Genomic DNA, 25,454 nt, shown 5'->3' on the forward strand with positions numbered 1-25,454 from the left:
GACCGGATCAACCAAACCACCACGAGTGCGCTGTAGTACCCGCAGTCTTCATTAGTCGAGATGGAAGACGCCGGTGGGCGCGCGAGTTGTCCGCAGGTTTCCGCCCGGCCGAACGTCACCGAGATGGATACCGCCTGTCCAGACCCGACTTACCCGCAGACTTCCGTCCGGCACACCGAGGCCGAGACGGTTGCCGCGGGTCATGGCATCCGATCGCGCGAAGGGGCCGACGCTTCGACAGGCTCAGCGACCCAGGTCAGCCTCGCGACCCAGGGCGGGCCTGCTTACACCCGGGACTGGGGCCTCGTCGCGGCGCGGGTGTCGAGCGCCAGCTCCTCGGCATCCATCGCCGTGATCAGCTCGTGCATGACCTCCTCGCTGAGGTTGCCGGCATCGCGCTCGGTCAGCAGCAGCTGACGGCGCACCGACAGCCAACCCTTCGACATGGTCATGAACTGCTCGTACGACGGCCGCGGTGTCAGGTCGATCTGGCTGGTCTCGGCATCCGTCTCCACCCGAATCAGCCGCTTCGCGAACGCGTCGAACGTCTTCAGCGACTCCTCGCCGTGCTGTTTCGCCCACTGCTTGCGCATGTCGCGCAGGTACGCCTTGCCCACCTCACGACTGCGCACGCGCACGGCCGCCAGCTGCCTGGCATCCTGGGCGGCCTCCCGCCCGTCCACCACCCCGAGCGCCTTGATCAGCCACGGCAGCGTCAGCCCCTGCAGCAGCAGCGTTCCCACCGTCACGACGAACGCGACGAACACGATCGCGTGCGAGGCCTGGGTGCCGATCTGGGCCAGGTCCGCCGCGGCCAGCGCGGTCGCCAGCGTGACCACGCCGCGCATCCCGGCCCATGAGATCACCGCGTTGTCGCGCCAGGACAGTTTCGTCTCGGCCAGTTGCTGCCTCAACTGCTCCTCGGTGAGCGGATGCCGGCCGCGGCGTTCCGCGATGGCCTCGGAGACGCCGGACTCCCGCCGTCGCTGCCACCTGCGCAGCTTGAGACGCGTCCACCACTGCCCCCACACGCTCGCGGGGTAGACGAACAGGGGGCGCACGACCAGCACCACCAGCAGCACCACGATCGACAGCACGATCACGGGTCCCACCTCGCCGTCGGCCAGGTCGCCGATCACCCGCGGCAGCTGCAGGCCGATGTACGCGAACACGAACGACTCCAGAAGGAAGTCGGCGCTCAGCCACAGCGGCGCCTCCTGCTGCCTGGTCGTGTAGCTCGTGCGCGGGGCGTTGAACCCGACGAACAGCCCCATGGCCACCACCGAGATCACGCCGGAGCCGCCCAGCTGCTCGGCGATCGCGTACGCCCCGAACGGCGCCAGCAGCCCCACGGTTCCGTTGATCACGGCGTCGTCGCTGCGCATGCGCAGCTGGTGCATGCCCAGGCCGAACACCACGCCGATCAGCACACCCACGACCACCGCCAGCACGAACTGCCCGACCGTCGACCAGATGTGGAACGCCGTCGGCCCCACGACGACCGCCGCCGCGAACACGCGGTACAGGGTCAGCGAGGTCGCGTCGTTGATCAGGCTCTCCCCCGACAGCACCGTCATGATGCGCCGCGGCAGGCCGAGCTTGCGGCCGATGGCGGCGGCGGACACGGCATCCGGCGGCGCGACGATCGCGCCCAGCAGCAGCGCGCCGAACACGCCGAGCTCCGGCAGCAGCAGGTAGGCGACCAGGCCGACGATCATCGTGGTGGCCACGACCAGGCCTATCCCGAGCCGGCGGATCTGCGGCATCGCGCGCGCGAAGCTGACGAACGAGACATCCAGCGCCGCCGAGTACAGCAGCGGCGGCAGCACGAGGTTCAGCAGCACGTGCCCGTCGATCGAGATGTTCGGCACGATCGGGATGAAGGATGCCGCCAGCGCGACCACCGTGACCAGCAGGGGCGCGGGCCAGCCCCGCCATCGTGCGACCGCCGCCACCGCGACGGCTCCGACGATGACGAAGAAGATGCTCGCGTCCATGAGAAAAGGCTAATGCGCGCACCCTTGCTGGACGTCGACAGCACGGGATCTCGCCGAGTGCACAGGAAGTCCGCGCGAACGACCCGTGCGCTCGGCGAGGTACCGTGCTCTCGGCGACGAGGGCAGGGTCAGACCTCCGGATCAGCCTCTGCGTCGGCAGACATTCCAGACAAGGCCCTCAGCTTCGCCTCGACACCGGGAAGATCCTCCTCCACGGTCGCCCGCACAGTCTCGATGTCGACCCACGCATAACCGTGCGCAATGCGGTTGCGCATCCCCCAGATCACCGCCCATTCATCGCCGAAGAAGCCGTCCGTCAGATCCGGTGCACCCCGATGGAGCGTCTCGATCATCGCCGCGATGCGCAGCGAAACGGCGTCTGCGACGGTCTCGTCTTCCACCGATCCTCGGGCCAAGTGTCGGTGCACCGCTTCGAGATGCGAGAGTGCCTCGCGCACCAGTTCGTCGATGGTGCGACTCACAGTGGCACGGCCTCAGCAAGCACGCGGTCACGCAGATGCTCGGGGAGCGATCGTACGGGAACCACGTCGACAGACGCGTGGACCATCGCTGACAGTTCCTGCTCGAGGCGAGACAGCGTCCCGAGGCTGAGCACCTGCGGAGTGTCGACCAGTACGTCCAGATCCGATCCTTCCCGCTCCGACCGCGTGGCGACGCTGCCGAAGATCCTCGCGTTCGTGATGCCGTACCTCGCCAGTGCCGTGGACATCGCGCGACGCTCATCCCACACTCGAAGCGCCAACGGCCCCGGGGGCTTCTGCCGAAGCAGCCGCGAGACCTCGGGCTGGCTTCGACGCACGACCTGCGCGATCTCCCTCTGCGAGAGCCCCTCCGCAGCGGCTCGATGGACGGCATCCAGCAGCAGATCCCGAGCACGCCGCTGAAGGGCATCCGCCTCCACCGACTGCGCACGGATGCCCTCGAGAACTCCCCCGCCGATTGACATATAGCAAATGCTATCACCGCCACCGGCATGCAGAAGCCCCGCCGCACCCTGGACGGGTGTGGCGGGGCATCCCCCCCCTCCGGGCCAGCAGGTCAGGCTTGACCGTGCTGCGCGCGGGACCTCCTCGAGAGCGAATCGATGATCACGGCCAGCAGCAGCACCGCACCGGTGACCATGAACCGCACCGACGAATCGAGGCTCAGCAGCGTCAGCCCGTTGTCGATCGACTGGATGACGAAGATGCCCAGCAGCGCCGACCAGGCCGAGCCGCGGCCGCCGAACAGGCTGGTTCCGCCGATCACCGCCGCCGCGATGGCGACGAGGTTCGTCGTGCCGCCGCCGGTCGAGATGCTCGCCGCGGTCAGGCGCGCCGCCAGCATCAGGCCGCCGAGAGTCGCCAGCACCGTGCCGACCATCAGCGCCGAGATGTAGATCGCCTTCACATTGATGCCCGCACGGCGCGCGGCCTCCTCGTTGCCGCCGACCGCGTAGACCCAGCGCCCCCAGCGCGTACGGGTCAGCAGCAGCGCCATGACGGCGACGAGCACGATGAACAGCAGGAACGACACGGCGACACCGCGGTTGGTGGCCAGCCACGTGATCGCGGCGGAGGCCACGACGGCGATGACGACGGCCTTGATCACGATGAGCGAGACAGGCCCGGTGGACAGTCCCGACTTCGCGCGACGACGGGCCTTCGACACGTCCGTGAGGACGATCGCGAGCACGACGAGCCCGGCGACCGTGTACGCGAGCCACGGCGGCAGGAACCACGTGGTCGCGAACTGCACGATCCACGAGTTGTACGGCAGGTTGATCGTGCCGGTGGGTCCCAGCACCCACAGCTGCAGACCGAGGAAGCCCATGAGCCCGGCCAGCGTCACCACGAAGGTGGGCACCCCGAACTGCGTGAACAGGAACCCGTAGACATACCCGATCGCCGCGCCGACGAGCAGGGCGACCACGACCGCAGCCCAGATCGGCCAGTGCCAGCTGATGAACGCCACGCCCAGGATCGCCGACGACAGCCCGGCGAGCGATCCGATCGACAGGTCGATCTGCGCGACCAGCAGCACGACGACCACGCCGAGGGCGATGACGCCCAGAGCCGCGCACTGGATGGTCAGGTCGACCAGGTTGGTGGCCGACAGGAACCGCGGGTTGAGGAACTGGAACACGATCCAGATGATGACCAGTCCCAGGAACACCGGCAGCGATCCGAGGTCACCCGTGCGCACGCGCGTGCCGAAGCCGCTCAGCACGCCGCGCAGCCCCTCGCCGCGCGTCACCCGCTCGTCCTGCAGATCGACGGCGATGGTCGTGGGCGCGGAGTTGTCCTTCGTCTGCTCGCTCATTCTGCGTCCTTCTCGGTCGAGTGCGCGGCACTGCGGCTGCTGACGGGGTTGTCGGTGGCACCGGTGATCGCCGCGACGATGTCCTCGTAGCTGACGTCGGCCGTGCGGAACACGCCGTTGTTGCGACCGAGCCGCAGCACCACCACGCGGTCGGCGACGGCCTGCACGTCGGCCATGTTGTGGCTGATCAGGATGACGCCGAGCCCGCGCTCGCGCAGCCGCTCGATGAGATTCAGCACCTCCGCGGTCTGCGCGACGCCGAGCGCCGCGGTGGGCTCGTCGAGGATCACCACGCGGGGCTCGCCGATCAGTGAGCGGGCGATGGCGACGGTCTGGCGCTGACCGCCGGAGAGGGAGGCCACCGCGATGCGCACCGACGGGATCTTCGCCGAGAGCTGGCGCAGCAGGGTCCAGGCCTGCTCCTCCATGAGCTCCTCGTCGACGAGCAGACCGCCGCGCTCGCGGCCCAGGAACAGGTTGGCCACGACGTCGAGATTGTCGCAGAGTGCCAGATCCTGGAAGACCGTCGCGATGCCCAGTTCCCGCGATTCGGTCGGGGAGGGGATCGAGACCTCCGCGCCGTTGAAGGTGATCACACCGCTGTCGGCGGGATGCACGCCGGCGAGGATCTTCACCAGAGTGGACTTGCCTGCGCCGTTGTCGCCGACCAGCGCGACGACCTCGCCCGGATAGACGTCGAGGTCGATGTCGGTCAGCGCCCGGACGGCGCCGAAGCCCTTCGAGATGCCTCGGATGGACAGGACGGGTTCTCGCACCGCGTCGTGCTGTTCATCGAGATCGGATGCTAAAGCCACTGCGGCTCCCTTTCGCTGTGAGGCCGCGGTGCCGGCCGGAGCCGGCACCGCGGGGTTGATCACTTCAGGCCGTGCGCGGCGCACGCGTCGGCGTACGCTGCCGTGCAGATCTGGTCGATCGTGTACAGACCGTCCTTCACCACAGTGTCCTTGATGTTGTCGACGGTCACCGCGACCGGCTTCAGCAGGAACGACGGGATGGACGCGCCGCTGGCGGTGTCGGCGGTGGTGTCGGCCTTGGGCTTCTCGCCCTTGGCCAGCGCGACGGCCAGCTCGGCGGCCTGGTTGGCCTCGGGCAGGAACGCCTTGTAGACGGTCATGAACTGGTCGCCGGCGAGGATGCGCTGGATGCCGGCGAGCGAGGCGTCCTGACCGGTGACGGGCGGCAGCGGCGTGATGCCGCCGGCCTTGAGCGCGGCGATCGCACCGCCGGCGGTGTCGTCATTGGCGTCGTACACGCCGGTGATCTTGTCGCCGAACTGGGTCACCTGACCGGACACCCAGTCCTGAGCCTTCGGAGGCTCCCATCCGGGTGTGTCGAACTCGCTGAGCACCGTCAGGCCGGAGGCGTCGATGACGCTGTGCGCGCCCTTCTTGAACTGAGCGGCGTTCGGGTCGGTCGGCGAGCCGTTCACCATGATGATGCCGGAGTCGGCGGGAAGACCCAGCTTCTTCATCTGGTCGACCAGGGCCTGCGCCTGCAGCTCGCCGACCTTCTCGTTGTCGAAGGAGACGTAGTAGGAGACGTCGGCGCTGTCGATCAGGCGGTCGTAGGAGATGACCGGCACGTTCTTGGCCTTGGCCTGGTTGACGACAGCGGCCGCGGCCTTGCCGTCGAACGGGTCGAGCACCAGCACGTCGACGCCCTGCGTGAGCATCGACTCGGCCTGCTGCTGCTGCTTGGCTGCGTCGCCGTCGGCGTTCGCGTAGAGCACTGTGCAGTCCGCGCACAGCTCCTTGACCTTCTTCTCGAAGTACGGCTTGTCCGCACTGGCGTAGCGCTCGGTGACGTTGTCGGGAAGGAGCAGGCCGATCGTGGCCGCGCCGTCCTTCGCGCCGGCGGCGGGCTGGTCCCCGCCGGTCTGGGTGCCGTTGGAACACCCCGAGAGCATTGCGAGTGAGAGGGCGATCGTCGTCGTCGCGACGAGCGCCCGCATGGGTGTGATCTTCATCGAAAACCTCCGTTGCTGTGCCGACCACTGTGGCGACGTTCTGAGCATGACAGCATTCACTCTTTGACGTCAAGACTTGAACTCAAGGATGTCGGCACATCGTGTCCGTACTGTGATCAGAGCACCGCGCCGCTCACATTCGTCTCATCGATCGCGCGCACCACGGCGCCCAGCGCGGAGGCGCTGAGACCCAGCTGCCCCTGCACGACATCAGGCACCTCGGCGCCGCTCGCGAGCGTGGTGGACTCCATGGCCTGGCGGATCGGCCCCAGCAGCAGCTCGCCGGCCCGGGCGAGCTCGCCGCCGACCACCACCCGCTCGGGATCGAAGAGGTTGCAGAGGTTGCCCGTGGCCACGCCGATGTGCTTGCCGGCATCCGAGAGCGCACGCAGGCACGCGGGGTCGTTGGCCATCGCTCGCAGGACGATGTCGCCGATCTTGCTGACCCCGCCCTCATCCCTCAGCCGCTCGAGGATGGCCGGTCCTCCGGCCACCGCTTCCAGGCATCCGCGGTTTCCGCACCGGCACACCGGGCCGTCCTCGTCGATGACCGTGTGCCCCAGCTCGCCGGCCATGCCGTTGTGCCCTCGGAGCACGCGGCCCTCCAGCAGCAGACCGGATCCCACACCGTCGCCGACGTCGAGGAAGACCACGTTCTGCTGGCCGCGCGCCGCGCCCAGCCTGGATTCGGCCAGCACGGCGAGGTTGGACGCATTGTCGAGGAAGATCGGCTGCCGCAGGCGCCGGTGCACGACATCCACGATGTCCACGCCGGTCCAGCCGCGCAGCATCCCGCGGCCCGCCACGCGACCCTTGTCACGGTCGATCGGCGCCGAGAGCGCGACGCCGACGCCGCGCAGCTCGTCGATGCCGGATTCCAGCCCGGCGAGGATGTCGGAGAGCAGCAGCGACGCGCGGTCGAGCTCGTTGTCGGCGCGGTGGTCGCGCGCCAGCGGCATGTGGTTCTCGCCCAGCACCGTGCCGTTGACATCGGCCACCATCACGCGCAGATGCCGGGCGGAGACATGGATGCCGGCGACGAGCCCGACGGCGCGCGCGAACGACACGAGTGTGGCCCGGCGTCCGCTGCGGGTACTGGGGGTCGTGCGCAGCACGCCGGCCAGAGCGAGCTCCTTGACGATGTTGGAGACGGATGCCGGCGAGAGGCCCGTCGCACCGGCCAGCTCGACCTGCGTGAGGCTGCCCTGCTTCTTGATCGCAGCCACCACACGACGCCGGTTGGCTTCACGCAATGAAGCCTGCGAGCCGGGAGGACGTCTTTGTGAGGGCACAACGACACCTTATAGGCGGACGGGTTCTGCGCGTATCCTCGTCGCTCGGAATGCGCTGTGCGCGTCGCGCGTTGCGCCTGATGATGTCTTCTCTCGCGCTGTCTGTCCTCGATCTCATTCCCGTTCGCGGCTCTTCCTCTGGAGCCGTGCAGACCAGTGGCCAGGCGGTGGGCGCATCGATGGCGCTCGCGCAACGCGCAGACGAGCTCGGCTACCGGCGGTACTGGTTCGCCGAGCACCACAACATGCCGTCGGTGGCATCCACCACTCCCCCGGTGCTGATCGCCGCGGCTGCCGCCCGCACCTCGCGGATCCGGGTGGGCTCTGGCGGCGTGATGCTGCCCAACCACGCGGCGCTGATCGTCGCCGAGCAGTTCGCCGCGCTCGAGGCTCTCGCCCCCGGCCGCATCGACCTGGGCATCGGCCGCGCGCCCGGCAGCGACCCGGTGATCACGCAGCTGCTGCGGCAGTCCGGCACCTCCGGCGACGTGGAGCGGTTCCCGCAGCACGTGCACGACATCGGCCTGATGCTGCGCGCCGAGGGCGCGACGCTGCAGTTCACCAGCGGCGGCGAGTACACCGTGCGGGCCACACCCGCGGCATCCGGCTCGCCTGAGCTCTGGCTGCTGGGCTCCAGCGACTACTCGGCGCAGCTGGCGGCATCCCGCGGCCTGCCGTACGTGTTCGCGAACCACTTCTCGGGCCACGGGCTGCAGCGCGCGCTCGACCTGTACCGCTCGCAGTTCCAGCCCTCGGAGACGCTTTCCGAACCGAAGACGTTCCTGACGGCGAACGTCGTGGCCGCTCCGTCTGCTGATGAGGCGTCGGCACGGGCGCTCCCGCAGCTGCGCATGATGGCGCGGCTGCGCTCGAACCGGCCGCTCACCCCGCTGGAGACCGTCGAGCAGGCGCAGCAGGGGCTGGCGGACGCCGGCTCGGATGCTCGGGTCTCCGAGCAGGCTCTCATCGACGGCATCCGCTCGAACTGGTTCATCGGCACCGGTGACGACGTGCGCGAGCGGCTGGAGGCGTTCGCCGCGCAGTACGAGGTCGACGAGATCATGGTCTCCCCCGTCGGCGGCGAGTTCGACTCCGCACCCCTGGATGCGACCCCCGGTCGCACCCAGACCCTGGAGCTGCTCGCGCGCTGAGTTCGCCGCGTGCACCCCGCATGCACTTCTGTTCCATTCCGCGTCCTGGATCAGAAACCCATCGCGCACCGTGCTGCGGGGTGCGGAAATGATCCAGCTCAAGGCGGTGAGACGCACTTCTGATCCAGCCCGCACCAGCACGGCGGGCGGATGCGGGGGATCACGCGGCGCGTGAGGCGATCTCGCGGCGGATGCGGGCGAGGAACTCCGACGGGCGGCGCAGATCGGCCTGTGTGAGGCGGATGACGATCCATCCGCGGTCCTCGAGCTCGCGCTGGCGCTGGATGTCGCGGCGCCACTGAGCCTTGTCGACGCGGTGCCCGTCGCCCTCGTACTCGATGGCGATCTTCCACTCCGGGTATGCCAGGTCGATGCGCGCGACCAGGCGACGGCCGTCATATTCCGCGAACTGCACGACAGGTTCGGGCATGCCCGCGTCGACGATCGCCAGTCGCGTCTCCGTCTCCTTCGGGGACTCCACCTGCGGCCGTGCCCTCGGCAGGGCCTCCCGGATCGTCGCGCTCCCCTTGAACCGGTTCCAGGAGCGCAGTCGCGCCTCGATGTCGGCGAGCGTGTACAGCGGCCGCTTCTGCTTCAGCCCCGGGTAATTGTCGGCGTCGGTCAGCAGCGCGTCCAGCAGCTTGACCGCATCCGGCACAGCAAGGTGCTCGGCGCAGCTGAAGACGGCAGCCACCGGATCGACCACGCGCACCTTCCCCACCTTCCAGCCCTCCACGCGCGATGCTTTCAGATGCCGTCCCGCGACGCCGCTCGTGCGAGGAGGACTCAGATGCTGTGGCACTGCGATCTCCAGCTTCTCCGCGAGTGTCCACTCCTCGGGGTACGGCATCCCCCACCACCGCACGGCGGTGCGCCCGACGAGCCGCTGACCGGGGCGCATCCGCGGTGCATAGCCGAGGACACGCTCCCCGAACGTCTGCGGCTGCTTCAGCGCGCGGACGCCGTGGAACGGGCGCGCCAGATCGCGGGCATCCGCTCTACCTCGGCCCACTCCAGCCGCGGCCGCCTGGCTGACGCTGAAGTACCGGCCCAACTGCTCGGGCAGCGTGATCCTGTGTCGCATGGGCCCATGTTTGCCGCCCCCCGGAAGCCGTCGGCCCCGATTCCCAGCATCCGTGGACAACTCGCCGATCCGCCTGATTGTGCAGGAGAACCCACCTCCAGGGGCCGGCCAGTTCGACCTGGATCGCAATCGCATCCACCCGGAACGGGCTGGATCGAAACTTCTCCGCGCAGTGCGGAATCCGATGCACTTTCGATCCAGACCGCGAGATGGATCAGAAATGCGACTGGGATGCTGCGCGTGGGGCGCGTGGGACGCGCGCGAGCGGGGCGCGCGCGCACGCGAGCGCTGGGCTCACGGGCCACTGCACGACGCAGCGGCACACATAGGAGTCCTGAGCTCAGCAGGCGGCGCAGTAGAGTGCCAGGGTGCTCGAACTGGATGACTCGGTCGTCGACCGCGCGATCGCCCTGGCCGCGCGCGCCGAGCGCGTGGTGCTCGGCATCGTGGGTGAGCCCGGTGCCGGGAAGACGACCCTCGCGACGGCGCTGATCGCCGCCCTCGAGGCACGAGGGGTGCCCGTCGCGTGGCTGCCGATGGACGGGTTCCATCTCGGCGACGGGTCTCTTGAGGCGCTGCACCTGCGCGAGCGGAAGGGCGCCATCGAGACCTTCGACGGCTGGGGGTACCTGGCTGCACTGCGTCGCGTGTGCGCCGAAGTCGATCACGCGGTCTACGTGCCCGGGTTCGAGCGCACCCTCGAGCAGCCGATCGCCGCCGACCGCGTCATCCCGGCCGGTCCCGCGCTGATCATCACCGAGGGCAACTACCTGCTCGACGCCGACGAGCCGTGGTCGCTGGCCCGGGCGCAGACGGCGGAGGTCTGGTACGCGGATGTCGCGCCGGACGTGCGCGTCGAACGGCTCATCGCCCGCCATGTCGAGTTCGGGAAGTCCCGCGCCGTCGCCGAGGCATGGGTGGCCGCCGTCGATGAGCCCAACGCCGAGCGGATCCGCGCGCGACGCGAGCTGGCCGACCTGATCGTCCCGGTCGGCTGATCGCGCTCAGCGACTGTGCGGAGGCCTGATCTCCCCGGATCCGCGCGGGATCAGGTCGACGGGGATCACCCTGTGCTCGGGCGTGAGCCGGTGCCCGGAGTCGAGCGAGGCGAACAGCCGCTCGGCGGCGATGCGTCCCATCTCGGCCGGTCGCTGCGCGACCACGCTGATGCCGGGTTCCATGAGGTCGGCCAGCTCCACGTCGTCGAAGCCGATCAGCGCGACGTCATGGTGCCGGTCGAGCCTGCGCAGTCCGTGCACGGCGCCGATGGTGATGAGGTTCTGGCCGCTCACGATCGCGGTCGGGGCATCGGGCGACCCCAGCATCGTCATCACGGCGCGCTCGGCGGCATCCTGGTCCGACAGTCCGTCGATGACCGTCGCCGATTCCCGCGGGACTCCGAACTCCTCGAGCGCCAGGTGGAACCCCCGCTCGCGCTCCCGCGCCGTCCAGAGACCGCGGCGGTCGATGAGCAGGGCGAGGCGGCGATGCCCGAAGCCCAGCAGATGCCGCGTGGCGAGCCGCGCGCCCTCGACGTTGGCGGAGTGCACGGAGTCCGCCACGTACCCGCTCGGCTCCCGGTCGATGAAGACCACCGGCAGTTCCGGTGGAACGAGGTCGGCGAGGTACGCCTGGCTCTCGGCCACGCAGGTGAGGATCAGCCCGTCGACCTTGCGCCGCACGAACGCCTCGACCGCGGCCACCTCGCGCTCGGGGTCGTCATCCAGGCTGGAGGCGAACACCGCCACATCGCGGTGCACGGCGACGTCCTCGATGGCACGGTGCATCGTCGCCGAGAACGGGTTGCCCACGCTTCCCAGCAGCAGGCCCACCGACCGCGTGCGGGTCGTCGTGCGGCGCAGGTTCGACGCGTAGGCATCGGGTTCCCAGTCCAGGGCCTCGATCGACGCCCGCACCTTCGCCGCTGTCGCGGGCGCGACGTTGGGCTCATCGTTCACGACCCGTGAGACGGTCTTCGTCCCCACGCCGGCGTGCTGGGCGACCTCGCGGATGGTCACCCGCTGCCGCTTCTTCCGCCCTCCGGCAGGCGCTGGAGTTGATAACGGTGTCATAAATCTTCCATCCGACCGAATCTGACACTTGCGCACTTCACATCCGTGAGCTAAACATATCTCTGACACCGTTGTCAGGTCGTGATCGACCGAGAGTGTCCTCCACCGCAGTGACCGCCTGATCCCCGTTAGGACAGCAAAGATGCCTTTCACTCTGAACCGCCGCTCCAAGCTCCTCGCCGCAGCATCCCTGGCCGCCGTCGCCGTGACAGCGCTCGCCGGATGCAGCACCGCCGGCTCGGCCGGCTCCACCGTCGGCCCGAACGACAAGGTCGGCGTGACCCTGATCGTCAAGACCACCACCAATCCCTACTTCGTCTCGATGGAGGAGGCCGCGAAGGCCGACGCCGCCAAGGCCAACGTGTCGCTCACCCTCGCCGCGGGCAAGAAGGACGGCGACACCGACAGCCAGATCCAGGCGATCGAGAACGCCATCTCCCGCGGCGACAGGGGCATCCTGATCACTCCCAACGGCACGGCCGTCAACAACGAGATCGCGAAGGCGCGCAAGGCCGGCCTGTACGTGATCGCGCTCGACACGGTTCCGGACCCCGCCAAGACCGTCGACATCACCTTCGCCACCGACAACTTCGCCGCCGGCGAGCTGATCGGCAAGTGGACCGCGGCCAAGCTCGACGGCAAGAAGGCGACCATCGCGATGCTCGACCTGTTCAGCGACCAGATCGTCTCGGTCGACACCAACCGCGACCAGGGCTTCCTCAAGGGCATGGGCATCACGGTGCCCGACAAGAGCAAGAACGGCACCGAGGCGAAGACCGGCACCTACACCGGCGGCAAGGGCGGCGAGTACACGGTCGTCGGCCACCAGCCCACGCAGGGCGCCGAGGACGGCGGACGCGCCGCCATGGAGACGCTGCTCTCGAAGAACTCCGACATCAACGTCGTGTACACGATCAACGAGCCGGCGGCCTACGGCGCGTATCAGGCGCTGAAGGCCGCGGGCAAGGAGAAGGACGTCCTGATCGTCTCCATCGACGGCGGCTGCGCCGGCGTCGGATACGTGAAGGACGGCATCATCGCCGCCACCTCCCAGCAGTTCCCGTCGAAGATGGCAGCCCTCGGCATGGAGGCCATCGCCAAGATCGCGCGCGGCGGCGAAGCGCCCGAGCCCAGCGACGGCCTGGACTTCTTCAGCACCGGTCAGACCCTAGTCACCGACCAGGCCCAGCCCGGCGTCGACAGCGTCAGCTCCTCCGAAGCCGCCGGCACCTGCTGGGGCAAGTGATCTCCCGGGCGCCGGCCGCGTCGCCGGCGCCCACACCCTTCCCTCCGACTTCAGGAGAACCCATGTCAGATTCCACCTCCACCGTCGACCCCGCGGGTCCGCCGACCTCGGCGCTGCATCTCGCTGACGAGTTCATCGCCCGGCAGACTCCCGCGCAGCGGGTGCGGTCGGTCCTCTACCGCTATCCCGCCCTGAGCCCGGCCCTCGTGCTGCTGGTCTCCGTCATCATCTTCGGCGTGATCAACCCGCGGTTCCTCGCACCGAACAACCTGTCCCTGATCACGCAGCAGGTCGCCGTGATCGGCATCCTGAGCCTCGCGCAGACGCTGGTCATCCTCACCGCCGGCATCGACCTCGCCGTCGGCGCGGCCATGGTGCTCAGCTCGATCGTGATCGGCAACGCCGCCGCGGGGATGGGCATGCCCGGCATCGTCGCCCTGCTCATCGGCCTGCTCGCCGGCATTCTCACCGGCGTGATCAACGGCTTCCTCGTCACCCGGCTGAACCTGCCGCCGTTCATCGTCACCCTCGGCACGCTGAGCATCTTCACCGCGCTCATGCTGCTGCTCTCCAACGGCACCACCGTGCAGGGGCTGAACCTGCCCGACATCATCACCTGGACGGGGACGACGTTCCACCTCGGCGTCGACATCACCTTCGGCGTGCTGCTGATGCTCCTGCTGTACATCATCACCGCCTTCGCGCTGGGCCGCACCGCCTGGGGACGTCACGTCTACGCGGTCGGCGACGACCCCGAGGCCGCGCGCCTGAGCGGCATCCGCGTCAACCGCGTGCTGCTGAGCGTGTACATCGTGGCGGGCGCGATCGTCGCCGTGGCCGCGTGGGTGCAGATCGGCCGCGACTTCGGGTCGAGCCCGAACGCCGCCGTCGACGCCAACCTCAACGCCATCACCGCCGTCGTCATCGGTGGCACCAGCCTCTTCGGCGGCCGCGGCAACGTGTGGGGCACCCTGCTCGGCGCGCTCATCGTCGGCGTGTTCCGCAACGGCCTCGCCCTCGCCGGCCTGGACGTGCTCTACCAGACGCTGGCCGTCGGCATCCTGGTGATCGTCGCGGTCTCCATCGATCAGTGGATTCGGAAGGTACGCAAGTGAACGCTGCAGCTGTCGACACCCGCACGCCGGTTCTCTCGGCCACGCGGCTCGTCAAGACCTACGGACACGTCGTCGGGCTCGACGGAGTCAGCCTCGACCTGTACGCCGGGGAGGTGCTCGCCATCATCGGCGACAACGGCGCCGGCAAGACCACGCTCATCAAGTGCCTCACCGGTGCGGAGATCCCCGACGAGGGCGAGCTGAAGCTCGACGGCAGGCCCGTCCACTTCCGTCGTCCGCAGGATGCCCGGGATGCCGGCATCGAGACGGTGTACCAGTCGCTCGCGGTCTCCCCGGCGCTCGACGTCGCCGCCAACATGTACCTCGGTCGCGAGATGCGTCGTCCGGGCATCCTCGGCTCGACGTTCCGGATGCTGGACACGAAGGCCATGCGCAAGAACGCCAGGGACGAACTCACACGGCTGGGGATCTCCACCCTGCAGGACGTGACCGTGCCGATCGAGAACCTCTCCGGCGGTCAGCGGCAGGCTGTCGCCGTGGCCCGGGCAGCGGCCTTCGGCTCCAAGGTGGTCGTGCTCGACGAGCCGACCGCGGCCCTGGGCGTGCGCGAGGGCAACCAGGTGCTGGAGCTGATCAAGCGGCTGCGCGACACCGGCGTTCCCGTGATCCTGATCAGCCACAACATGCCCCACGTGTTCGAGGTCGCCGACCGCATCCACATCCAGCGTCTCGGCAAGCGCGCGGGCACCATCACGCCGCAATCGCACACCATGAGCGAGGCCGTGGCGATCATGACGGGTGCGCAGACGCTGTGACCGGCAAGCACCTGTACGCCGAGTTCCGGGCGGTTCCCGGGGCGGGGGACGCCGTCGCGTCCCTCGTCGCCGGGTACCGACGGGTGGTGCGGGCCGAAGCGGGCAATGTGCGGTTCGACGCGCACCGGGTGCGCGACGAGCAGGAGCGCTTCTTCGTCTACGAGGAGTATGCGGATGAGGCGGCGTTCGCCAGGCATCTGAGCAGCGCGACGAACGCCGCGTTCAACGCGGCGCTGAGTCCGCTGGTCGTGGGCGGGGGCTCGACGCTGACGTGGCTGGACGGCATCGAGGATGGCGCGGCGACCGCGTGGTCGGCCGGATCCGCGGCATGACCGCCTTCGCCGGACGGGTCCTGGTGATCGGCGAGGCCCTCATCGACGTCGTCGACCACGGCGACCGCGTGACCAGGCACGTCGGCGGAAGCCCGCTGAACGTCGCCTTCGGCCTGGGGCGCCTCGGCACGGCGACCACATTCGCCTCCGAATTCGGCGACGACCCGGACGGCCTCGCGATCCGCGATCACCTGGACTCGGCCGGGGTCTCGGTCGTGACAGTCGGAGACGCAGGCCTGCCCACGTCGACGGCCACGGCGCGAATCGGGGCGGACGGATCGGCCACCTACGACTTCGATCTGTCCTGGACCTTCCGCACACCACCGCAGGTCGGCGGGATGTCGGTGGTGCACTTCGGCTCCATCGGCGCCCTGCACCTGCCGGGCGGCGACCGCGTGCTCTCCTTCGTGGAGTCGCTGCCCGATGATGTGCTGGTCACCTTCGATCCGAACGCGCGTCCGGCCGTGATGCCTCCGCGGGAGGTCGCCGTCGCCGCCGTGGAGAGGTACGCCTCCCGCGCCGCCGTCGTGAAGCTCAGCGACGAGGATGCCGAGTGGCTGTACCCCGGTGACGCGGCGAGTGCGCCACGGCGTCTGCTGGACGCCGGTGCGAAGCTGGTCGCCGTCAGCCACGGATCCGCCGGCAGCGTGCTGCACACCGCTGATCTGCGCGTCGAGGTCCCGGTGCTGCAGGTGGACATCGTCGACACGATCGGCGCGGGGGACGCGTACATGTCCGGCCTGATCGCCGCGATCGCGGAGAAGGTCGGCATGGAGGGTGCACTCGCCGGCAGCTACTCGTACGCGCAGCTGGCGGAGATCGGCCTCATGGCGGCGGTGTCCGCCGGGCTCACCGTGGCCCGGGCCGGCGCGATGCCCCCGACCGCGGCAGAACTGCAGCGGGCGCTGCGCGAGCTGGAGCAATAGCGCCGCTCCCCCAGCATCCGCCCGAATCGGGCTGGATCGAAAACGCATCCGCCCGAATCGGGCTGGATCGAAGATGCACCGGAAACACGCTCCGCAGATGCACAAGTGATCCAGACCGCGGGCTGGATCGAAAACGCATCGGGGAACCAGGAGCGCGGAAGCGCGGGTGCGGCGTCGCGGCTATGCCTCGTCGGGCTCGCCGGCGATCAGGCCGCGCAGCCAGTCGCGGGCCTCGACGAACACGTCGTCCGCGTAGCGATCGGGGTACTGCACAATGCGGCGGTCGGCGCGCGGGTAGGAGCCCAGGAAGACCACGCGGGGGCTGAACCGACGGATGCCGAGCAGGGCGTCTGCCATGCGCTCGTCGTGGATGTGCCCGTCGGCGTCCAGCACGAAGCGGTACCTGCCCAGCTCGTCGCCGACCGGCCGCGATTCGATGAGCGACAGGTTGATGCCGCGGGTGGAGAACTGCTCCAGCAGGTCGAGCAGCCCACCGGGGCGGTCGTCGGGCAGCTCGACGATGAGGGAGGTCTTGTCGGCGCCGGTCGGCTCACCGGCGGCGGTCGTGCGCGAGACCAGCACGAAGCGCGTCACGGCATTGTCGTTGTCACCGATCTGCTCGGCCAGCACTTCGACATCCTGGTGCTGCACGATGCCGGGCGCCGCGATGGCGGCCTGGGCGGGGAGGGATCCATCCAGCACGCCGAGGATGGATGCCACGTTGCTGGCCGCCGGCACATGCGAATGCGCGGGCAGGTTCTCGCCCAGCCAGGCGTGGCACTGCGCGTACGCGACCGGATGCGCGGCGATGACCTGCACGTCCTCCAGCTTCGTCCCGGGAGCGGCGACCAGCACGAAGTTCACCTTGACCAGGTACTCGCCGATGATCCGCAGGCCGGGGTTGGTGGCCAGCGCGTCCTGCGTGGTGGAGACGCCGCCCTCGACGGAGTTCTCGATGGCGATCATCGCGGCATCCGACACTCCCGACAGCACGTCGGAGAGCGCCTCGCCCACATTGTGCACCGGCCGCCATTCGTGGCCGCGGGCCTCGGGAACCTGATCCAGTGCCGCCTCGGTGAAGGTTCCGGCGGGGCCCAGGTAGCTGTACGTGCGGCGTTCGGTCACCCGGCAAGCCTAGCGCCGGGCATCCGCCGGTTCGGCCCGGCATCCGACTGCGGTACGGATGTCGGCGCGATTCACGGATGTCGGCAGAAAACCGGCATCCGGTCCGACAACCGTGGTCTGAGCCGACATCTGTACCGATGGACCCGAAGGATGACGCCGAAGATGCGCGACGACCGCACGCGGGGCAGACTATGCACATGACGAGCCGTGCAGGCCTCCCCGCGGAGGAAAAGGATCTCATCGACGTCGACGAGCTGATCGCCGCCTACTACGATCGGCATCCGGATCCGGCCGTCGCGTCGCAGCGGGTGGTGTTCGGAACCAGCGGCCACCGCGGCTCCGCGCTGACCGGCAGCTTCAACGAGGACCACATCCTCGCCACGACGCAGGCCATCGTCGACTACCGCAACGGGCAGGGCATCGAAGGCCCCCTGTTCCTGGGGCGCGACACGCATGCGCTCTCCCGCCCCGCCGAGCGCAGCGCCGTCGAGGTGCTGCTGGCAGGCGGCGTGGACGTGCGCGTCGACTCGCGCAATGCCTGGGTTCCGACGCCCGCGCTCAGCCACGCCATCCTCACCTTCAACCGCGGACGCGCGGCCGACGATCCGGGCCGATCCGACGGCATCGTCGTGACGCCCAGCCACAACCCGCCGCGCGATGGCGGCTTCAAGTACAACCCGCCGAACGGCGGCCCCGCCGACACCGACGCCACGGGCTGGATCGCGAAACGCGCCAACGAGCTCATCGAGGCGAAGCTGGAGGGCGTGAAGCGCCTCAGCCCAGCCGACATCGACTGGGATGCGCTGACCGCGAAGGGCTACGACTTCCGTGACGCGTACGTGCGCGACCTGCCCACGATCATCGACCTGGAGGCCATCAGGAGCGCGAGCGTGCGGATCGGAGCCGACCCGCTGGGCGGGGCGTCGGTGGAGTACTGGCAGCTGATCGCCGAGATGCACGGCCTGGATCTCACCGTCGTCAATCCCGAGGTCGACCCGACCTGGCGCTTCATGACGCTGGACTGGGATGAGAAGATCCGGATGGATCCGTCGTCACCGAACGCGATGGCCTCGCTGGTCGCCAAGCGGGGCGACTATGACGTACTCACGGGTAACGACGCCGACTCCGACCGGCACGGCATCGTCACCCCGGATGCCGGGCTGATGAACCCAAACCACTACCTGGCCGTCGCCATCGACTACCTGTTCTCGCACCGCGAGGGCTGGCCGGCGGATGCCTCGATCGGCAAGACCCTGGTGTCGTCGATGATCATCGACCGCGTGGCCGAGTCGCTGGGACGCCGCCTGCTGGAGGTGCCCGTCGGATTCAAGTGGTTCGTGCCCGGCCTGCTGGACGGCTCCGTCGCATTCGGCGGCGAGGAGTCGGCAGGCGCGTCGTTCCTGCGCAAGGACGGCAGCGTGTGGTCCACCGACAAGGACGGGATCATCCTGTGCCTGCTGGCCGCGGAGATCATCGCCGTGACCGGCAAGACGCCCTCGCAGCGGTACCGCGAACTGGAGGCCGAGTTCGGATCGTCGGCCTATCAGCGCGTGGACGCGCCGGCCACTCCCGAGCAGAAGGCGACGCTGGGCAAGCTGTCGCCGGATGCCGTGACCGCCACGACCCTGGCCGGTGAGGAGATCACGGGCAAGCTCTCGCACGCCCCCGGCAACGGCGCGGCCATCGGCGGGCTGAAGGTGCAGACCGAGCACGCCTGGTTCGCCGCCCGCCCGTCCGGCACCGAGGACGTGTACAAGCTGTACGCCGAGAGCCTGCTCGGCCCCGAGCATCTCGCGAAGGTGCAGGAGGAGGCCCGCGCCGTCGTCAGCGCGGCGCTCGGCTGACCGGCATCCGCCGAGCCCGTGAACGTCAGGAGGCGGTGACGGGCAGGGCGTCCAGCGCGTGCAGGCGGCTGATCGGGGTGGTGACGACCTCGCGGGCGTGTCGCACGGCATCCTCGCTGTCGGCGTCGTAGAAGCACAGGCACTTCTGAGTGTCCTCGCGCACGTACGTGCGCAGGAACGCCACGTCGTCGAGAGTGTCGTACAGCGGAGTCTTGGCCTTCTTGGCGGCGAGGTACTTCTCCATGGTGATCTCGGCGGGGATGTCCCACTCCACGAGATACCCGGCATTGCCGCGCGCACGAACCTCGTCGACCGTGGCGCCGATCAGGCGCACCGGCACGATGTCGGTGACGGATGCCGCGCCCAGGGTCTGCGCGTCGAGCACGACGCCCGCGCAGTCGTCGCCCTCGAGGATCAGATACACGCGCTCGTGCCCGGCAGGCACCTGCGCCTCGACGAGTTCTCCTCCGGTGGCGGCGAACGCCGCGGCCACGCGGTCGATCACGGCGGATGCGGCCTCGCGGGTGGGATCGGACAGTTCGACCTCGACCAGGAACAGTGCCATCGGATTTCCTTTCACTCAATTACAGACAGACCTGTCTGTATGCCCCAGGGTAGCTGATGCGCGTCCCGGCATCCGTAACATGGAGTCATGCCCACGCTCACGCCCGCCGCCGACCGGCTGCTGCAGACCGCCAGCCGCCTGTTCTGCCAGGAGGGCATCCGGCCGGTGGGCATCGACCGGATCATCGCCGAGGCCGACGTCGCCAAGGCGACCCTGTACCAGGCATTCGGCTCGAAGGAGTCGCTGGTGGTCGCTCACCTCGAGCGGACGGATGCCGGTGACCGACAGGCCTATCGCGCGGCGATCAGCGGCATGCCCGAGGGCCCGGAGCGCGTGCTGGCCTCGTTCGAGCTGGCCGCCAGGCGCAACGCATCCGACGGATACACCGGATGCGTGTTCCTGAACGCGCTCGTCGAGTTCCCCGACCCCGCCGAGCCCATCGCCCGCGCCGTGCGCGAGCACCGCGCCTGGGTGCGCACGCAGTGGCTCGACGCACTGGCGGGCATCGCGGACGCCGAGCGCATCGCGTCGGAGGCGCAGCTGGCCTACGACGGCGGACTGCTGGGCGCGAAGGTCGCGCACGACGTGGCCCCGATCCAGCTGGCGGCCGACATGATCCGCGCCCGCATCGCGGCGGCGTAGCCCGCCCGCACCTCCGCGTCCCCCTGCAGCGCCACTCCCTGACGCGTCGCCGACACCTCGTCGCACACTTGGGTGGCCGACACGCCACATTGCGGACGAATCCTGCGAGAACGACCCCCGATCTGGCGTGTCGGCCCCCGATCTGTGACGGAGCCGCAGCGCGCACGACCGCCGTCTCGCGCGCCGTTCACGGCATCCCGCTCATCGGCCGGTGAAATGTGTCGACATACATCTACAGACAAGTCTGTCTGCTTGCTACGCTCGCCCCACATCCCTGGCGTCTGGAGCATCATGACCGAGTCCGATCCGCACAACGCGATCGTCGAGGTGCGGTCCGCCTGCGTCGTGCGCGGCGGCAACCGCGTGCTGGACGGCATCGACCTCACGCTGGGTCGCGGTGAGCTGCTGACCGTGGTCGGTCCGTCGGGTGCGGGCAAGTCCACGCTGCTCTCGCTGCTGTCCGGGCTCATCGAGCCGGCATCCGGGTCGGTGCGCAGGCCGGAGGATGCCGGTGGCTCCACCCGTACGGTGTTCCAGCAGCCGCACCTGCTGCCCTGGCGCACGGCCGCCGAGAACGTGCGGCTCGGCCTGGAGTACCGTGCGAACCGCGGATCGGATGCCGGAACCGCGGGCGCTGACGAGAGCATCGCCGCGCTCCTCCTCGACCTCGGCATCGGCGCCCTTGCGGGACGCTACCCCGATCAGCTCTCCGGCGGCCAGGCGCAGCGCGTGACCATCGCGCGCGCCGTGGCCGCGCACCCCACTCTGCTGCTGCTGGACGAGCCGTTCTCGGCACTGGATCCGCTGACCCGCGCTGACGCGCAGGCGTGGCTGCGTCGCGTGCACGACCAGCGCGGGCTGACCACGGTGCTGGTCACGCATGACCTGGCCGAAGCCGCGCTGCTCGGCGACCGGGTGGCGGTGCTGCGCACCGGACGCCGCGGGCTGCAGATCCTCGATGCGGGCGACGACCGCGTCGGGCTCGAATCCGAGCTGCTGGCGCGCTTCGCAGACGACATCCCCGAGGCTGCGGACGACCAGCAGGCCGAGATTCCGGCATCCGCTCGTCGTGACCGCACGCGACGCGAGTTCCTCACCCTGGCGGGCGCCGGCGCGCTGGTGGCGCTGCCGGTCGTGGCGGGCGCGCTGAACCGTCCCGCCGACGCCACTGCCGCACCGAGCCAGGCGAAGAAGAAGTCCGATACGCTGCGCATCGGCTACCTGCCCATCACGGACGCGGCTCCCCTGCTGCTCGCGCATGACGGCGGGGAGTTCGCGCAGCGCGGTATCCAGACCCCGAAGCCCACCCTGTTCCGCGGCTGGGCGCCGCTGGTCGAGGCACTGCAGTCCGGCAGCGTCGACATCGTGCACCTGCTGATGCCGGCCGCCATGCAGCTGCGGTACGAGGCGAAGGTGCCCGTGAAGGTGCTGGCCTGGAACCACGTGAACGGCTCGGCGATCACCGTCGCCCCGCACATCACCGACGTCGCGCAGCTGGCGGGCACCACCGTCGCCGTGCCGGGCTGGTATTCGATCCACAACGTCGTGCTGCAGCAGCTTCTGCGGGATGCGGGCCTGACCGCCGTGATCAACCAGAAGCCGGCCGCCGCAGCGGGCACCGTGCAGCTGGTGGTGCTGGCGCCCGCCGACATGCCCACCGCCCTGGGCGCGGGGTCGGTGTCGGGCTACATCGTCGCCGAGCCGTTCTGCGCGGTGGCCGAGGTGCAGGGCATCGGCCGCATCCTGCGGTTCACCGGGGATGTGTGGCGCGAGCACGCATGCTGCGTGACCGTGGTGCGCGAGGATCTGGTCGAGAACAGCCCGGATCTCGCGCAGCGCGCGGCGGATGCCGTGGTGGCCGCGCAACTGCGGATCCGCAAGGACCGGAAGGCGGCGGCCGAGCGGCTGTCCGCCGGCGGGTATCTGCCGCAGGCGCCCGCGGCCATCGCGAAGGTGCTCGTCGAGCACGACGACCACGAGTACGTCGATGACGGCGCCGTGCAGCATCCGGAGTGGGATCAGCCGCGGATCGGGTTCCAGCCCTACGCGTACCCCAGCTACACCGAGGAGCTGGTGCGGCAGATGCGGCTGACCGCCATCGATGCCGACACCGCCTGGCTCGGCCGGATCGAACCGGCTGAGGTGCACGCCGACCTCGTCGCCACGCGCATCAACAGCAGGGCCGTCGACGCCTCAGGCGGCCTCGCCGCCTTCGGCGCCGCGGCGACCAGGGAGGAGCAGGTGCAGCCATGACCGTCATCGCAGAAGCGCCCGAGATCACTGTGGCGGCGCCACCGGCATCCGCTCCCCCGGCGCGGGACGCCGTGCTGCACCGCATCCTGCTTCGGTTGGCGGTGCTGGTCGTGACCGTCGTGCTGTGGTGGCTGCTGGCCGACGTGGTGCTGGCGGCCAACCCGGTCGTGTCGAAGATGGGACCGGCCGACACGCTGCAGGCGCTGGCAGGCCTGGTCGTCGACCCGTCGTTCCTCGACGCGATAACCGTGTCGCTGTGGCGACTGCTGGCAGGGCTCGGCATCGCGATCGTGATCGGCGTGCCGCTGGGCATCCTGTTCGGCTCGCGTCGCACGGCGGAGGATGCCGTGAACCCGGTCGTGCAGTTCCTGCGCATGACCTCTCCGCTGGCGTGGGCGCCGCTGGCGATCGTGCTGCTGGGCGCCGGCACCGGAGCGGTCATCGCCCTGGTGGCACTGGCGGCGGTGTGGCCGATCGTGCTGGGCGTGGCCGCCGGCGTGCGGGCGCTGGATCCGGGCCTGCGCAAGGTGGCCCGCTCACTGGGCGCCACGCGGTGGGAGGCGTTCCGCTCCACGGCGCTGCCGGCGCTGACCTCCCCCATCGTCGGCTCCAGCCGGGTGGCGCTGGGCATCTCATGGGTGGTGCTGGTGCCGGCCGAGATGCTCGGCGTGCCCAACGGCTTGGGCTACGCCATCCTCAACGCTCGCGACAACATCGACTACTCGGGACTGGCCGCGACCATGTTCGCGATCGGGGTGCTGGGCTTCCTGCTCGACCGCATCCTGCGCGGGCTGCACCGGCTGGTCGACGCGAGGGAGTCACAGGCATGAGCGGTTCCGTGATCGAGGCCGGTTCTGTGATCGAGGCCGCGGCGCGGCGGGCGGCGGATGCTGCCGCCGCTGTGGACGGCGGCACAGCGCCGTCGTTGGCCGAGACCCTCGCCGGGTACGGTTCGCTGGGCGCGCTGGGGCTGGGCGTGCAGCGTGCGGATGATGATGTGTCGGATGCTGCTGAGCTGCTCTGCGCGGTGGCCGGGGAGTGCATGAGCACGGCGTTCTCGCTGTGGGCGCAGCGCATGGTGACGGAGTACGTGCGGGCGTCGTCCCTTCCCGATCGCGACTCGCTGCTGTCCGATCTGGTCTCCGGCCGCCTGGCCGGGTCGATCGCGATGGCGACCGCGCTGCAGGAGTCAGCGGGACTCGGCACCGTGCCGACGGTGGCCGTGCCCGATGGCGAGGGCGGGTACCGGGTGTCCGGCCGCATCGCGTGGGCCTCGAACATCGCGCTCGGCACGCTGGTGATCCTGCCCGCGCGTGTGGACGACGAGCGGGTGCTGCTGGCCGTGCGGGTCGGGGCCGAGGGCTTCACCACGCGTCCGGTCGAGGGTCTGCTGGCTCTGGACGCCACCCGCTCGGCCATGCTGCTGCTGAACGATGTGCCCGTGAGCGCGGATGCCGTTCTCGCGACCTCGCTGCAGGCCGCCGCCGACCAGCGCGCCACCCACTACCTGCTGCAGACCGCGCTGTGCCTGGGCCTCGCGCGACGAGCGCTGGCCGAGGCGGCCGCGCGACTGGAGGGTGCCAACGGTGTGTTGTCGGGCTTCCAGCGCCGGCTGGAGGACGAGCACCGGCAGCTGTCCGGTGAGCTGCGCCTGGCGGCATCCGCTGTCTCCGCGACCGACGCGCATGCCGTCACGCGCCTGCGATTCGACGCCGCACGGCTGGCGCAGGCGGCCACGGGTCAGGAGGCGGCGCTGACCGGCGGGCGCGGGTATCTCACGGCATCCGCCACCAACCGCCGTCTGCGCGAGGCCGCCTTCCTGCCGGTGCAGTCGCCCAGCGAGGTGCAGCTGCTGCGCGAGCTCGAGCAGTTCGGCGATCACCCGGCCGACTACTACTCGATCTGAGCACCGCGGTGCGGCTCAGTCACCGCAGCGCGGCTCAGTCCCCGCCCGGCGAGCCCAGCAGCTCGCGCACGCGGGTGGAGATCCGGGTGAACTCCGGCGTCGCCAGCACCTCCGCGTAACCCCGCTCGGCGGGCAGGTCGACCGTGTGCTCCTCGAGGATGCGGCCCGGCCGCGGGCTCATCACGACCACCCTGCTGGCGAGGTACACGGCCTCGGCCACCGAGTGCGTGACCAGCAGCACCGTCGTGCCGGTCTGCGACCAGATGCGGTTGAGCTCGACGTTCATCTTCTCGCGGGTCAGTGCGTCCAGCGCGCCGAACGGCTCATCCATCAGCAGTACGCGCGGCTCGTGCAGCAGCGCGCGGCACAGCGACACGCGCTGCTGCATGCCGCCGGAGAGCTCGTGCGGCAGCGCCTTCTCGAAGCCGGTCAGGCCGGTCATCTCGATCAGCTCGTCGGCCCGCGCGTTGGCCTTCTTCATGTCCATGCCGCGCATCTCGGCCTGCAGCAGGATGTTGCCGCGCACACTGCGCCACTCCAGCAGCGCTGCGCGCTGGAAGACGTAGCCGATGTCCTGGCGGGGACCCGTCACATCCTCGCCGTTCAGCCTCACCCTGCCGCAGCTCGGCAGGGTGAGGCCGGCGACGGCCTTGAGCAGGGTCGACTTGCCGCAGCCCGAAGGCCCCGCGATCGTGATGAACTCACCGGCCTGCACGTTCAGGTCGACGCCGTCCAGTGCCGTCACCGTGCCGCGCTTGGAGGCGAAGGTGATCGAGACGTCGGTGATCTCCAGCGCCGCGCTCGTCTGCGTCATGTGCG

The 25,454-nt window shown here is 69.7% G+C and carries 24 protein-coding genes; 12 read left to right on the plus strand and 12 right to left on the minus strand.

Annotated elements, in window-relative coordinates; genetic code table 11:
• Window positions 1-284: 284 nt before the first annotated feature.
• The 7 genes from WA967_RS00300 to WA967_RS00330 form a co-directional block, all read right to left on the minus strand.
• On the minus strand, window positions 285-1,997 hold the full coding sequence (locus tag WA967_RS00300; RefSeq protein ID WP_424418851.1) for a cation:proton antiporter: 1,713 nt from the start codon (window positions 1,995-1,997) through the stop codon (window positions 285-287).
• Window positions 1,998-2,125: 128 nt separating this feature from the next.
• The gene (locus tag WA967_RS00305) at window positions 2,126-2,479 is read right to left on the minus strand and encodes a DUF86 domain-containing protein (protein ID WP_424418853.1); all 354 of its coding nucleotides are present in this window, start codon (window positions 2,477-2,479) and stop codon (window positions 2,126-2,128) included.
• Window positions 2,476-2,964, minus strand: coding sequence for a nucleotidyltransferase domain-containing protein (locus WA967_RS00310; RefSeq protein WP_298862759.1), 489 nt, complete (start codon window positions 2,962-2,964; stop codon window positions 2,476-2,478). Before WA967_RS00310 ends, WA967_RS00305 begins: the two co-directional genes overlap by 4 nt.
• Before the next feature lie 92 nt (window positions 2,965-3,056).
• Window positions 3,057-4,319, minus strand: a complete 1,263-nt coding sequence (locus WA967_RS00315) for a sugar ABC transporter permease (protein WP_424418855.1) — start codon at window positions 4,317-4,319, stop codon at window positions 3,057-3,059.
• Window positions 4,316-5,095, minus strand: coding sequence for an ATP-binding cassette domain-containing protein (locus WA967_RS00320; protein ID WP_424418857.1), 780 nt, complete (start codon window positions 5,093-5,095; stop codon window positions 4,316-4,318). The genes WA967_RS00315 and WA967_RS00320 overlap by 4 nt, the downstream gene beginning before the upstream one ends.
• A gap of 98 nt (window positions 5,096-5,193) precedes the next feature.
• Window positions 5,194-6,306 carry a sugar ABC transporter substrate-binding protein gene (locus WA967_RS00325; protein WP_424418859.1) on the minus strand — a complete coding sequence of 371 codons (1,113 nt, stop codon included), beginning with the start codon at window positions 6,304-6,306 and terminating at the stop codon, window positions 5,194-5,196.
• 116 nt (window positions 6,307-6,422) lie between these two features.
• Window positions 6,423-7,532, minus strand: coding sequence for an ROK family transcriptional regulator (locus WA967_RS00330; protein ID WP_424418861.1), 1,110 nt, complete (start codon window positions 7,530-7,532; stop codon window positions 6,423-6,425).
• Between the two features lie 149 nt (window positions 7,533-7,681).
• Between WA967_RS00330 and WA967_RS00335 the strand changes: the two genes are divergently transcribed.
• Entirely contained in the window at window positions 7,682-8,749 is a 1,068-nt protein-coding gene (locus tag WA967_RS00335) for an LLM class flavin-dependent oxidoreductase (RefSeq protein WP_424418989.1), read from the plus strand.
• A gap of 160 nt (window positions 8,750-8,909) precedes the next feature.
• Here the strand turns inward: WA967_RS00335 and WA967_RS00340 are convergent, their stop codons facing one another.
• Window positions 8,910-9,833, minus strand: coding sequence for an endonuclease domain-containing protein (locus WA967_RS00340; protein WP_424418863.1), 924 nt, complete (start codon window positions 9,831-9,833; stop codon window positions 8,910-8,912).
• Between the two features lie 368 nt (window positions 9,834-10,201).
• Between WA967_RS00340 and WA967_RS00345 the strand changes: the two genes are divergently transcribed.
• A complete protein-coding gene (locus WA967_RS00345; protein WP_424418865.1) occupies window positions 10,202-10,831 on the plus strand; it encodes a nucleoside/nucleotide kinase family protein in 630 nt (209 codons plus the stop codon).
• Window positions 10,832-10,837: 6 nt separating this feature from the next.
• Here WA967_RS00345 and WA967_RS00350 read toward each other — a convergent pair whose 3' ends face one another.
• Window positions 10,838-11,851 carry a LacI family DNA-binding transcriptional regulator gene (locus WA967_RS00350; protein ID WP_424418867.1) on the minus strand — a complete coding sequence of 338 codons (1,014 nt, stop codon included), beginning with the start codon at window positions 11,849-11,851 and terminating at the stop codon, window positions 10,838-10,840.
• 196 nt (window positions 11,852-12,047) lie between these two features.
• Between WA967_RS00350 and WA967_RS00355 the strand changes: the two genes are divergently transcribed.
• From WA967_RS00355 to WA967_RS00375, 5 genes are all read left to right on the plus strand, one after another.
• Window positions 12,048-13,151 (plus strand): substrate-binding domain-containing protein, encoded by a 1,104-nt coding sequence (locus WA967_RS00355; RefSeq protein ID WP_424418868.1) that lies wholly within the window; start codon window positions 12,048-12,050, stop codon window positions 13,149-13,151.
• Between the two features lie 62 nt (window positions 13,152-13,213).
• A complete protein-coding gene (locus WA967_RS00360) occupies window positions 13,214-14,266 on the plus strand; it encodes an ABC transporter permease (RefSeq protein ID WP_424418870.1) in 1,053 nt (350 codons plus the stop codon).
• Window positions 14,263-15,042: an ATP-binding cassette domain-containing protein gene (locus tag WA967_RS00365; RefSeq protein WP_424418872.1), complete on the plus strand. Its 780-nt coding sequence runs from the start codon at window positions 14,263-14,265 to the stop codon at window positions 15,040-15,042. Before WA967_RS00360 ends, WA967_RS00365 begins: the two co-directional genes overlap by 4 nt.
• On the plus strand, window positions 15,039-15,374 hold the full coding sequence (locus WA967_RS00370; protein ID WP_424418874.1) for a putative quinol monooxygenase: 336 nt from the start codon (window positions 15,039-15,041) through the stop codon (window positions 15,372-15,374). Before WA967_RS00365 ends, WA967_RS00370 begins: the two co-directional genes overlap by 4 nt.
• Window positions 15,371-16,300 carry a carbohydrate kinase family protein gene (locus tag WA967_RS00375; RefSeq protein WP_424418875.1) on the plus strand — a complete coding sequence of 310 codons (930 nt, stop codon included), beginning with the start codon at window positions 15,371-15,373 and terminating at the stop codon, window positions 16,298-16,300. Before WA967_RS00370 ends, WA967_RS00375 begins: the two co-directional genes overlap by 4 nt.
• A 180-nt stretch (window positions 16,301-16,480) precedes the next feature.
• On the opposite strand, the gene pheA is transcribed toward WA967_RS00375, so the two are convergent.
• Window positions 16,481-17,425 (minus strand): prephenate dehydratase, encoded by a 945-nt coding sequence (pheA, locus tag WA967_RS00380; RefSeq protein ID WP_424418877.1) that lies wholly within the window; start codon window positions 17,423-17,425, stop codon window positions 16,481-16,483.
• Between the two features lie 197 nt (window positions 17,426-17,622).
• On the opposite strand from pheA, the gene pgm reads away from it, so the two are divergent.
• Entirely contained in the window at window positions 17,623-19,269 is a 1,647-nt protein-coding gene (gene pgm / locus WA967_RS00385; protein ID WP_424418879.1) for a phosphoglucomutase (alpha-D-glucose-1,6-bisphosphate-dependent), read from the plus strand.
• Window positions 19,270-19,294: 25 nt separating this feature from the next.
• Here pgm and WA967_RS00390 read toward each other — a convergent pair whose 3' ends face one another.
• Window positions 19,295-19,834 carry a DUF4242 domain-containing protein gene (locus WA967_RS00390; RefSeq protein ID WP_424418881.1) on the minus strand — a complete coding sequence of 180 codons (540 nt, stop codon included), beginning with the start codon at window positions 19,832-19,834 and terminating at the stop codon, window positions 19,295-19,297.
• Window positions 19,835-19,921: 87 nt separating this feature from the next.
• Here WA967_RS00390 and WA967_RS00395 point away from each other — a divergent pair, with 87 nt between their 5' ends.
• From WA967_RS00395 to WA967_RS00410, 4 genes are all read left to right on the plus strand, one after another.
• Window positions 19,922-20,476, plus strand: coding sequence for a TetR/AcrR family transcriptional regulator (locus WA967_RS00395; protein ID WP_424418883.1), 555 nt, complete (start codon window positions 19,922-19,924; stop codon window positions 20,474-20,476).
• Window positions 20,477-20,767: 291 nt separating this feature from the next.
• Entirely contained in the window at window positions 20,768-22,729 is a 1,962-nt protein-coding gene (locus tag WA967_RS00400; RefSeq protein WP_424418885.1) for an ABC transporter substrate-binding protein, read from the plus strand.
• Entirely contained in the window at window positions 22,726-23,559 is an 834-nt protein-coding gene (locus tag WA967_RS00405; protein WP_424418887.1) for an ABC transporter permease, read from the plus strand. Before WA967_RS00400 ends, WA967_RS00405 begins: the two co-directional genes overlap by 4 nt.
• The gene (locus WA967_RS00410; protein ID WP_424418889.1) at window positions 23,556-24,635 is read left to right on the plus strand and encodes an acyl-CoA dehydrogenase; all 1,080 of its coding nucleotides are present in this window, start codon (window positions 23,556-23,558) and stop codon (window positions 24,633-24,635) included. Before WA967_RS00405 ends, WA967_RS00410 begins: the two co-directional genes overlap by 4 nt.
• 34 nt (window positions 24,636-24,669) lie before the next feature.
• Here WA967_RS00410 and WA967_RS00415 read toward each other — a convergent pair whose 3' ends face one another.
• On the minus strand, window positions 24,670-25,449 hold the full coding sequence (locus tag WA967_RS00415; protein WP_424418891.1) for an ABC transporter ATP-binding protein: 780 nt from the start codon (window positions 25,447-25,449) through the stop codon (window positions 24,670-24,672).
• Between the last annotated feature and the right edge of the window lie 5 nt (window positions 25,450-25,454).

Source organism: Microbacterium sp. (assembly GCF_049650565.1).
Taxonomy (GTDB): domain Bacteria; phylum Actinomycetota; class Actinomycetes; order Actinomycetales; family Microbacteriaceae; genus Microbacterium.

Bases quoted from the DNA above. Each gene is read 5' to 3' on its own strand.
- WA967_RS00415 (WP_424418891.1), bottom strand. From the start codon at position 25,449: ATGACGCAGACGAGCGCGGCGCTGGAGATCACCGACGTCTCGATCACC.
- WA967_RS00375 (WP_424418875.1), top strand. From the start codon at position 15,371: ATGACCGCCTTCGCCGGACGGGTCCTGGTGATCGGCGAGGCCCTCATC.
- WA967_RS00335 (WP_424418989.1), top strand. From the start codon at position 7,682: ATGTCTTCTCTCGCGCTGTCTGTCCTCGATCTCATTCCCGTTCGCGGC.
- WA967_RS00400 (WP_424418885.1), top strand. From the start codon at position 20,768: ATGACCGAGTCCGATCCGCACAACGCGATCGTCGAGGTGCGGTCCGCC.
- WA967_RS00300 (WP_424418851.1), bottom strand. From the start codon at position 1,997: ATGGACGCGAGCATCTTCTTCGTCATCGTCGGAGCCGTCGCGGTGGCG.
- WA967_RS00410 (WP_424418889.1), top strand. From the start codon at position 23,556: ATGAGCGGTTCCGTGATCGAGGCCGGTTCTGTGATCGAGGCCGCGGCG.
- WA967_RS00355 (WP_424418868.1), top strand. From the start codon at position 12,048: ATGCCTTTCACTCTGAACCGCCGCTCCAAGCTCCTCGCCGCAGCATCC.
- WA967_RS00325 (WP_424418859.1), bottom strand. From the start codon at position 6,306: ATGAAGATCACACCCATGCGGGCGCTCGTCGCGACGACGACGATCGCC.
- WA967_RS00395 (WP_424418883.1), top strand. From the start codon at position 19,922: ATGCCCACGCTCACGCCCGCCGCCGACCGGCTGCTGCAGACCGCCAGC.
- WA967_RS00315 (WP_424418855.1), bottom strand. From the start codon at position 4,319: ATGAGCGAGCAGACGAAGGACAACTCCGCGCCCACGACCATCGCCGTC.
- WA967_RS00310 (WP_298862759.1), bottom strand. From the start codon at position 2,964: ATGTCAATCGGCGGGGGAGTTCTCGAGGGCATCCGTGCGCAGTCGGTG.
- pgm (WP_424418879.1), top strand. From the start codon at position 17,623: ATGACGAGCCGTGCAGGCCTCCCCGCGGAGGAAAAGGATCTCATCGAC.
- WA967_RS00360 (WP_424418870.1), top strand. From the start codon at position 13,214: ATGTCAGATTCCACCTCCACCGTCGACCCCGCGGGTCCGCCGACCTCG.
- WA967_RS00390 (WP_424418881.1), bottom strand. From the start codon at position 19,834: ATGGCACTGTTCCTGGTCGAGGTCGAACTGTCCGATCCCACCCGCGAG.
- WA967_RS00340 (WP_424418863.1), bottom strand. From the start codon at position 9,833: ATGCGACACAGGATCACGCTGCCCGAGCAGTTGGGCCGGTACTTCAGC.
- WA967_RS00405 (WP_424418887.1), top strand. From the start codon at position 22,726: ATGACCGTCATCGCAGAAGCGCCCGAGATCACTGTGGCGGCGCCACCG.